This window comes from Kordia sp. (assembly GCF_045105435.1).
Lineage (GTDB): Bacteria > Bacteroidota > Bacteroidia > Flavobacteriales > Flavobacteriaceae > Kordia.
In genome coordinates, this window is the sequence record NZ_JBGCDL010000010.1 from 1 (window position 1) to 9,531 (window position 9,531).

Sequence of the window (9,531 nt, forward strand, 5' to 3'; positions counted from 1 at the left end):
CATCATATTGTAAAAGTCTTTATACTTTTTGAGAAATCGAAGAGTTGTAAAGACTTTTTTTTAACTTCAATATTTAAAAACGTTAAATACAACACAGTTTCTGTAATAAATAGTATTTTTATAGAATTAATTTTGCGTGAAGAATAGTCCTTCTACTTTGCTCAGTCGTCTATTTTATGTTAGTAAAAGTACATTGAACGAATTAGAAATGCATTTTTTATCACGCCCAAAAAACAACCACCTTGAAACGAAAACTACGCATAAACGGACACTCACATTTGTTGCCTTATCCAGAGCAAATTCCTCAATTTATGAAAGATAAAAAGATTTTTTGGGTAGATGACGAACGTAAATACATGCTGCAAGACGACTGGAAACGTCCTGTAACTGATTCTAGTTTTTTCTTGAATGAAAAGCTAGCTTGGATGGAACATAACAAAATTGATCATGCAGTAATACTAAACCTTTCACAATTATACGGAAATGGCTTGCGCTTAGAAGCAATGAAACATGCGTTACGTTTTCAAAACGATTTTAATGCCCAAGTACAACGCGATCATCCATCAAAATTTACCTGCGGTTTTGTAGTGCATCCAGGATTTATTCATGGTGCCTTGTGGGAAATTGAACGTTGTGTTGAAGAATTAGGATTGCGCGTATTGTGTTTGCCAACACATTTTATGGATTCAATAGGACAGTGGCGATCAGTGTTTGACGAAGAAAATGATCCAATTTTTGAATTGGCAAATAAATACAAACTCGCGATTGAAATTCACCCGTATGATGGTGATAAAATGATCAAATTGCAAAATGTAAACTGGCGTTTTCACTTAATTTGGATGTTAGCGCAATGTGGTGATGCGTATCATTTTTATACGCTAAATGGAATGCAAGAACGTTTTCCAGATATTAGAACCTGTTTTGCACATGGCGGACAATTGGCACAAATGAACTTGGGTAGAAGAATTCAAGGATTTGATGGAAGACCCGATTTATTTGAAGGGAAAGTGCATCCGCGAAAAGCTGTCGGACATCCAAATATATACTTTGATACTTTGGTACACGATACCGATTCGTTTAAATTAATGGTTGATCGTCAGGGAAGTAAACAAATTCTTATGGGATTAGACGATCCGTATCCGTTAGGAGAAATGGAAAGCGACGCACAATCATCGTATCCTGGAAAATTACTCGATTTGGCTATGGAACGCAATATTATCGACCAAAATCAGCACGATGCTATTTGGGAAAATAACGTACTTCGTTGGTTATTTGGTGATGACGAAGCTGCTAAGAAAGATTTAATTCGTAAGATATTAGGCGAATAATACATGACAGATGTAGCACAATTTCATAACCTAGCACATATTTTTATTTCCTTTATCGGAGCTATTTTGCTTTTGGCAATTTATTCCAACATTCGGAAGCGTTTTCGTCAAATATTAGAAGAAGACGAATCGCAAAAACGTGTCGATAGCGGATTGTTATATCTCAGCTTGGCAATGTTTGTTTGGGTAGGTTCGGGAATTTGGGCATACACGTCAAAACACTTTAATTTCTCTGATGAAATAAGTTATCAAGTAGGTGTAAATCTATTATCAATTGTCAACAATTTATTTCTGTTGATGGCACTTTTTTACTTTTACTACGCGCCAAAATTCATCTATAATAATATAAAGAATGTCAAAATTATCATCGGGATCATCATTGCAGTCGCAACGGTAACTTTGGTAATGGTTGGTGTTTTTGGAAAAGATAATGTCCATTTTGGAATTAAATGGAATGCAGTGCCCGATTTGGTATTGTCTGGTTTCTTATGTTTTTTATTGCTGATTTCGTTCTACAAAACATTTCTGCACCGCGGATTAAAATTAGTAGCTATGATTTCGGTCGTTATTATGGTTTTAATCTTTGTCTCACAATTGCCTGAAGTATTTTTAGGAATGAATGATGAATTTCCAACTTTGCTCATTAAAATCATTGCAAAAACCTCGTTGATTGCTTTGTTCTTAGTATTGGCGACAAGTTGGGTAATTCAATTGGCAAACACACCACGGCCAAACGAAATGCGCATCAAATTTTTAGATTGGTCGCTGATTCAATTAAGCATTCCGTCAAAAAATATCAACAATGCAGAAGTCGATTTCCGATCAAAAACAACACAATACAAAAACCTTTTAAAATTTGCCATTCGTCGTGCACATGGAACAGGCGAAATGCAAAGTATTTTGGTGAGTTCAGGTGGCGAAATAAAAAACCAAACCTATCTAACGAGAATTATAGAAAACATCAACGAAATATTACAACTAGATAGCAGCGAACAATTGGAGCGCAGAGACTTATTTACGTTTTTGGGCGAAGGAAAATATAGATTGCGAATGATTCCCGAAAACATTAGTATTGATGAAGGTTTGCTGCATGAATTTATAGAAAGCGCCGAAAACACTGATTATTCCTCAATTTGTAATTAATTGTATTTCACTCACAATTGCACACAGCTTGTTATTTTTTACTATACTTTACAACAGCACTTTCATTTAAAATGAGATCAAAACACATTTGTATGTTACTAACTTTTAAAGCACATACAAATGGAATTTCCAACAGTTTCCGATACACGATTCGGACATCCTAAAGGACTCTTTTATTTATTCTTTGCTGAACTCTGGGAACGTTTTTCGTTCTATGGAATGAAAGCATTATTGATCTTATACATGACAAAGCAGTTGTTGTTTAGTGATGATATGTCTATCGGAATTTTTGCCGCATATATGTCATTAGTCTACGTAACTCCTGTTTTGGGCGGAATCATTGCCGATCATTATATTGGGTATCGGAAAGCAATTTACCTTGGCGGAATTTTGATGGCATTAGGTCATTTTTTCTTAACGATAGAAATTCCCGTATTTTTCTATGGATCGTTAGCGTTGATTATTGTTGGAAACGGATTTTTTAAACCAAATATTTCCACATTTGTAGGTGCTTTGTATGAAGAAAAAGACAAACGACGCGACTCCGGATTTACCATTTTTTACATGGGAATCAATATTGGTGGCGGAGTTGCTCCGTTATTGTGTGCTTGGTTTGCAGAAGTCTACGGATGGCATTATGGTTTCATGTTGGCAGGTTTAGGAATGTTGGCAGGATTGTTTTATTTCTATCGTGGAACAAATAAAAATGTATTCCAAGACAAAGGGAAAGTTCCTGATGAAAAATTATATCACGAGAAGTTTTTAGGATTAAACAAAGGACAATTGGTAACTATTGGTGCATTTTTAGCAGTTCCTGTGTTTGCGTTAATTGTACGATTCAATCAATACGAACATTACATCGTTTGGATAGCTACTATTGCTATTACTGCCATGCTTATTTATATTTATCGCTCTGTCGGAACCATCGCGCGAAAGCGTTTACTAGTCACAGCTTATTTCACCATTTTAATGTCGCTGTTTTGGGCAATTTTTGAGCAAGCAGGAAGTTCATTGACACTTTTTGCAGATAGAAATATTAACCTTGTCGGATTGAACGCAGCACAAACCAACAGCATCAATTCAGGATTCATCATTCTATTGGCTATTCCGTTTTCGTGGTTGTGGACCGTATTAATTCGCAAAAAGAAAAATCCGAACTCCGCCATCAAAGCTGGTTTAGGCTTGTTTTTATTAGGACTTGGATTTATGGTTTTTGCCATGTCTGCCAATTCTGCGGATGCTTTTGCCAAAACGTCCATGTGGTATTTATTCGTTGGTTATTTTATTTTAACGATAGGAGAGTTGTGTATTTCTCCTATTGGTTTATCAAAAATGACGGAACTCTCACCTAAAAAGTACTTGGCATTTATTATGGGCGTTTTCTTTTCAGCTTCTTTTTACGGACATTTTTTTGCTGGGAAAATTGCCAAGCTTACCACAGTTTCAGATGAAGAAAATGTATTTGCCAATGGAATTTTTGGCGAAATTACAGAAACGTTTACTGGATTAACGACTACGTTTTCAGGAGAAAATCAAGTAGCCTACGAACAATTATACCAATATGTGTCTGTGTATGCTGTTTTTGGCGTATTAACAGCCATTATTGGACTTATTGCTATCATGTTATCACCTTTCATCAAAAAGTTGATGAGCGGCGTTCATTAATCAAAAAAGTGAAGAGGCTGTCTGGAAAGTTTCAAAAGCCGTCATTCTGGACTTGATCCAGAATCTCATAAAGCTGATTTTCAACTGTTATGCGAAACCGAATCAAGTTCAGTTTGACGAAATTATGACTTTTTAGACAGCCTCTTCTTCGTTTTAGAACTATTACGTTGGTCTAAATTACTTCTTCACAATCAGTTTTGTATATGTGTTTCCAGAAGTGCTTTGTACGTTCACAAAATAACTTCCTGTTTGTAAGTTTGAAAGATCAATCGATTTTTCACCAGCTTGTAGTGTAAATGCTTTTACTTGTTGTCCAACTAAATTGTACACTTTTACTTGTGCAATTGTTGCAGTAGATTGAATTTGTAATTTTCCAGTTGTTGGATTTGGATACATGGCAAATGAAGCTTCTTCAACATCAGTTGTGCTTAACGTGTTTGTAATGGTCATACTTGTTGATGCTGAATACAAATCGCAGTCACCAACCGTATGTGTAATTGTGTACACACCATCTGTTGACATTGATAAGTCAATTGCTCCAGTTGTTGGATTGATTGATAATCCCGCAGGTGTTGCTGTAAATACACCTGTAACACCAGTTGTTTTTGTTGGTGTTGGATCTGTATCATCAGTTGCATACGTATTTGCAGCATACATAAATGTTGCAAAGTCATTGTAATGTAAATCGATATAATTTTTAATTACCGTTGCATAATCATCTGCAAAAGGAACAAGCGTTTGTGGGCGACTATCATAAAAGTTCCCGTTATACGTTCCTAAGTCACGCACACGTCTGTTTACTTCAGTCATAATTCCGTCGATAGTTCCGCCACCGCCAAGTCCATCGCTTGCAGTTGGTCCAGAACCATGACGCTTGTTATTATAAAAATCTCCATCAAAATAAGGATTTCCAAAAGGTCGTGTATCATCACAAGCATTAGAACTTCCTTGATCAAAATCACTAGGTACTGTTCGGTAACCTGAAGTTACAGCACAACCAGAATATCCTTGAGCATTATAAAAAGCGCCGCCAGTATCTTTAAAAATTCCACCCAAACTATTTGGTCCACGAACCAATTCTTCTTGTGTTAAGTTTCCTAAATTATTACTTACCAAGTTTGTGATTGTAGAGTTTGAAACCGTATTTAAATGATTTGCTGTTGTGTTATTCAAATCGGAGGCAGAAATATTATATCCAGCTTCAATTCTAGGAACCGTATGACTTTGTCCGTGTAAATCAATATATAAGCCTTTTCCCCATTTGCTCATTACATCTGCGTTTGCGTCATCAATAAAGCTATGGAAAGCATTCCAATAAAATAAAGCATCCGCATCGCCACATGTAGCTTCGTTTTGCTCTCTATTTGGATCTAATTTACTTCGGTGTAAGTTGCTAATAATGATATATGGATAACATCCTGTTTGATCGAACACAGATTGTTGAATTTCACGAATTAAAATTTCTGTATTGTCATCTCTTTCATCGCTTCCACCACAATTTCTATCTGGTAATGCACTGTCATTGTCAGGATAAAAAGTTCCTCCAATGGTTTCTCCAGATTGTAGTACACCACCATGTGGTGCAGAAATAATAATTGGCATGTTTCCAGGAATGTACTCAATATATTGGTTTCCACTTGTGTCAAATTGTGAAACTCCAGGGAAAGGAGGTGGAGGCGGAGCCGCCTCTTCTATTGCAAAATATATTGTTTGCGAGATTTGAGAATTCGTAGCAGAAGTATCAAAGATGCCATTAAAGGTCAATGCAGTATCTCCGTCAGCCGTAATCGTTAAGCTTCCGCCGCCATTCCATCCATCTCCATAGGTGTCATATACAATTACGTAATACCCAGCAGTTGTGCTACTATTTATAGGATAACTTACCGCAGTTGTAGTTTCGTTGTAAGGATTGACAGCAGCGCCACTTCCATCAAAACCATTGTCAATAGTTACCAGTAACATGTCGTTAGGATCGTAGAATTCAACTCTATTTTCGGTGGACCATTGTGGCCAATCTACCGTAAGGATTACATCAACATTTTGAGCAAAACTTGAAAAGCTCATTAATACGCATAAAAGGAACGTACTTTTAAATAGTGAAAAAGTAGTTTTTTTCATATAGGAAATTATTTAAGTAAGATTATTTAGGGTACGATTTAGAATTTTTTCCTTACAATTGTGATAAAGGACTTATTTCAAAAACAATAATACGATAAAAGGCATAAAAACTCGACAAAATGAACGATAATTATTTTAAAACCAACCGCGAAACGTGGAATAAGAAAGTAGCAATTCATGCGAAAAGTAAAATGTATGCAATGGATGCTTTTAAAAAAGGGAAGTCTTCACTGATGAAATACGAACTGAATAGTTTGTTGGATATGAAAGGAAAGTCATTGTTACACTTGCAATGTCATTTTGGACAAGACACGTTGAGTTTTGCTCGAATGGGCGCAAAATGTACAGGAATTGATTTGTCGGATGAAGCCATTAAATTAGCAAAATCGTTGAATGATGAACTGAATTTAGACGCTACTTTTCATTGTTGCAATGTGTTGGATGTAAACGATTATGTTACCGATACTTTTGATGTCGTTTTTACAAGTTACGGCGTTGTTGGCTGGTTGCCCGATTTGACAAAATGGGCACAAATTATTGCATCACGTTTAAAAGATGGCGGAACTTTTTATATGGCAGAATTTCACCCAATTGTGTGGATGTTTGATTATCTACAAACACCACCAACTTTACAATACGCATACAGCCAAGAAGAAGTCATTTACGAAGAATACGAAGGAACGTACGCAGAAGATGGCGAAACAAAAATGATTAGTAAGGAATACGCTTGGAATCATGGTTTAAGCGACGTCATCACTGCGTTGATCAATGCAGGTTTAACAATTGAATTGTTTGCAGAGCACGACGCTTCTCCGTATGATGTGTTGCCCGACCTCATAAAAAACAAGGAAGGTTTATACGAAACAAAAGACAAACTCTATCCACTGATATACGAATTAAAAGCCACAAAAAAACCTCGCTAATAGCGAGGTTTTTTATAAGTATTTATTCAAATTTAAAACTTAGCGAAAAGTTTTTCCATTTTTGTTTTTTCTTCTTCAGCTAATGCTGGATCTACTAAAATACGACCACTGTGCTCATCAGTAATTATTTTCTTTCTAGAAGCGATCTCTACTTGTACTTGTGGTGGAATTGTAAAATACGAACCTCCAGAAGCACCTCTTTCAATCTTTACAACAGCCAAACCGTTACGTACATTATTACGAATACGTTTGTACGCTGCAAGTAATCTGTCTTCGATTAACTTTTCAAACTCTTCAGATTTTCCTAAAAGAAATTCTTCTTCTCTTTTAGTTTCTTCAAGAATATCATTCAATTCCGCTTTCTTGTGCTTTAAATGAGATTCTCTTTCGTCCAAACGTTCTTTAGTTTGCGAAATCACAGATTTCTTTTGATCAATAGAAACTTTAAACTCTTTGATGTGCTTTTCAGCCAATTGCATTTCTAACTCTTGGAATTCAACTTCTTTAGATAAAGCGTTGTATTCTCTGTTGTTACGAACGTTCTTTTGTTGTTCTGTATACTTCTTTATTAAGGTTTTTGCTTCCTCAATAATGTTCTTTTTGCTTTTGATGTCTTCATCTACTTGATCAAGGTCACCATGAAACTTTTCCAGTCTCGTGTTTAATCCAGCTACTTCGTCTTCTAAATCTTCTACTTCTAAAGGAAGTTCTCCTCTTACATTCTTAATCTCGTCTACGCGAGAGTCAATTAATTGTAAATCAAAAAGCGCGCGTAATTTTTCTTCGACCGTAACTTCTTTCTTCTTTGCCATATCTATGAATACTTGATTGGATTTGTGTTTTCTACTGATAAAATGATCGCAAAATTAGGAATTTTTTTCGTAAGATAGTCAAATAAAAGATTTTTTGTATACTGTTCACTCTCATAATGTCCAATATCAGCTAAAATTATTTGGTTTTCTGCTTGATAAAAATCGTGGTATTTCAAGTCTGCCGTGACATACGCATCTGCGCCTGTACGTTTTGCTGTGCTAATGGCAAAGCTTCCACTTCCGCCCAAAACCGCTACTTTTTTAATCATTTTTCCTGATAAAGCCGAATGTCGTACCACCGGAACGTTCATTTTTGTCTTTAATAAGGTCATAAAATGCATTTCCGTGATCGGATTTGTAAATTCACCAACCATGCCCATTCCTATATGTTGATTTGTGTTTTCTAAAGTTGTAATCTCATACGCAACTTCTTCATACGGATGTGTTTTGTGCAAGGTTTTAACAATTTTACCTTCCAAATGTTTTGCAAACGTAATTCCTAATTGAATTTCTTCTTCAAAATGTGTTTCTCCTTTTTTGCCAAGTGTCGGATTGGAATCCTCATTTCCTTGAAAACTTCCTACACCTGCTACATTAAAACTACAGTTTTCGTAATTTCCAATGTTTCCAGCGCCAACAGCAAACAATGCATTGCGAACCATTTCTGCATCTTTCTTGGGAACAAACGTAATTAATTTTTTGATCGTTCCTTTCTGCGGAATCAAAATTGATTTATTTGTCAAGCCCAATTCATCACAGATACGATCGCTCACGCCATTCCACGAATTATCGAGCGCCGTATGCATAGCGTAAATAGCAATATCGTGTTTAATAGCTTTTAAAACCACACGTTCCACATACGTTTTTCCGGTAATTTTTTTTAAGCCAGAAAAAATAATAGGATGAAAGCTGACAATCATATTGCATTCTTTTTCAATGGCTTCATCCACTACATTTTCAAGTGTATCTAACGAAATTAATACGCCAGAAACTTCTTGTTGGCTATTTCCAACCAACAAACCCACATTGTCAAAACCTTCCGCATAGGCAAGCGGACATAATTCTTCTATGTGTGACATAATATCTTGAACCTTCATCTTTTCTCCTTTTTTTCAAATATAGAAATTCGCACTAAAAAAACATCAAGTTAACTGAAAAAGAGGACTATTTAGAACGCTTACGAATTCAGTACGACGCTTATACAGTATTTTTATGTTTGAACGAACTAATCGTGTATCTTTCTAATTCAAACCAAAAATTGAACTTACTTATGAATAAAATTTTAAGTGCAATAGTGCTTTTTTTAATGCCTTTTCTGTTGTTTTCGCAGTCGCAGAATGAACTTATGTCAATTGAAGACGAACGTTTATTTAAAGTGGTCTTAGAGATTAATGAAAACAATGTGTTATCCAGAAGCAACGAACATTTTAGAATGCAAGCCATTAAAGTAGATAGTGAAGAACGCGCAACGGACGATGAGGAAATTCAAGCGTTTAAAAGCTTTTATTATATTGTGATTGCGGATTATGAAGAAGCGCCACA

The 9,531-nt window shown here is 35.7% G+C and carries 8 protein-coding genes; 5 read left to right on the top strand and 3 right to left on the bottom strand.

The window, feature by feature from the left end:
* The first annotated feature begins 242 nt into the window (after positions 1–242).
* The 3 genes from AB8B65_RS00340 (at position 243) to AB8B65_RS00350 (ending at position 4,136) form a co-directional block, all read left to right on the top strand.
* Positions 243–1,328: an amidohydrolase family protein gene (locus tag AB8B65_RS00340; protein ID WP_405298798.1), complete on the top strand. Its 1,086-nt coding sequence runs from the start codon at positions 243–245 to the stop codon at positions 1,326–1,328.
* A 3-nt stretch (positions 1,329–1,331) separates the two neighbouring features.
* On the top strand, positions 1,332–2,471 hold the full coding sequence (locus tag AB8B65_RS00345) for a hypothetical protein (RefSeq protein WP_405298799.1): 1,140 nt from the start codon (positions 1,332–1,334) through the stop codon (positions 2,469–2,471).
* A gap of 120 nt (positions 2,472–2,591) precedes the next feature.
* Complete coding sequence (locus AB8B65_RS00350; protein WP_405298800.1) at positions 2,592–4,136, top strand: peptide MFS transporter; 1,545 nt, start codon at positions 2,592–2,594, stop codon at positions 4,134–4,136.
* A 177-nt stretch (positions 4,137–4,313) separates the two neighbouring features.
* Here AB8B65_RS00350 and AB8B65_RS00355 read toward each other — a convergent pair whose 3' ends face one another.
* The gene (locus tag AB8B65_RS00355; protein WP_405298801.1) at positions 4,314–6,254 is read right to left on the bottom strand and encodes a T9SS type A sorting domain-containing protein; all 1,941 of its coding nucleotides are present in this window, start codon (positions 6,252–6,254) and stop codon (positions 4,314–4,316) included.
* Positions 6,255–6,373: 119 nt separating this feature from the next.
* Here AB8B65_RS00355 and AB8B65_RS00360 point away from each other — a divergent pair, with 119 nt between their 5' ends.
* The gene (locus tag AB8B65_RS00360; RefSeq protein WP_405298802.1) at positions 6,374–7,177 is read left to right on the top strand and encodes a class I SAM-dependent methyltransferase; all 804 of its coding nucleotides are present in this window, start codon (positions 6,374–6,376) and stop codon (positions 7,175–7,177) included.
* Positions 7,178–7,209: 32 nt separating this feature from the next.
* On the opposite strand, the gene AB8B65_RS00365 is transcribed toward AB8B65_RS00360, so the two are convergent.
* Complete coding sequence (locus AB8B65_RS00365; RefSeq protein ID WP_405298803.1) at positions 7,210–7,989, bottom strand: zinc ribbon domain-containing protein; 780 nt, start codon at positions 7,987–7,989, stop codon at positions 7,210–7,212.
* 2 nt (positions 7,990–7,991) lie between these two features.
* Positions 7,992–9,086, bottom strand: coding sequence for a Nif3-like dinuclear metal center hexameric protein (locus tag AB8B65_RS00370; protein ID WP_405298804.1), 1,095 nt, complete (start codon positions 9,084–9,086; stop codon positions 7,992–7,994).
* A gap of 173 nt (positions 9,087–9,259) precedes the next feature.
* Between AB8B65_RS00370 and AB8B65_RS00375 the strand changes: the two genes are divergently transcribed.
* Positions 9,260–9,531, top strand: a 272-nt coding sequence (locus tag AB8B65_RS00375; protein ID WP_405298805.1) for a hypothetical protein, incomplete at its 3' end; no start/stop codon positions are given.

Excerpts from the sequence above, each read along its gene's own strand:
- AB8B65_RS00355 (WP_405298801.1), bottom strand. The coding sequence starts at position 6,254 with ATGAAAAAAACTACTTTTTCACTATTTAAAAGTACGTTCCTTTTATGC.
- AB8B65_RS00370 (WP_405298804.1), bottom strand. The coding sequence starts at position 9,086 with ATGAAGGTTCAAGATATTATGTCACACATAGAAGAATTATGTCCGCTT.
- AB8B65_RS00360 (WP_405298802.1), top strand. The coding sequence starts at position 6,374 with ATGAACGATAATTATTTTAAAACCAACCGCGAAACGTGGAATAAGAAA.
- AB8B65_RS00350 (WP_405298800.1), top strand. The coding sequence starts at position 2,592 with ATGGAATTTCCAACAGTTTCCGATACACGATTCGGACATCCTAAAGGA.
- AB8B65_RS00365 (WP_405298803.1), bottom strand. The coding sequence starts at position 7,989 with ATGGCAAAGAAGAAAGAAGTTACGGTCGAAGAAAAATTACGCGCGCTT.
- AB8B65_RS00345 (WP_405298799.1), top strand. The coding sequence starts at position 1,332 with ATGACAGATGTAGCACAATTTCATAACCTAGCACATATTTTTATTTCC.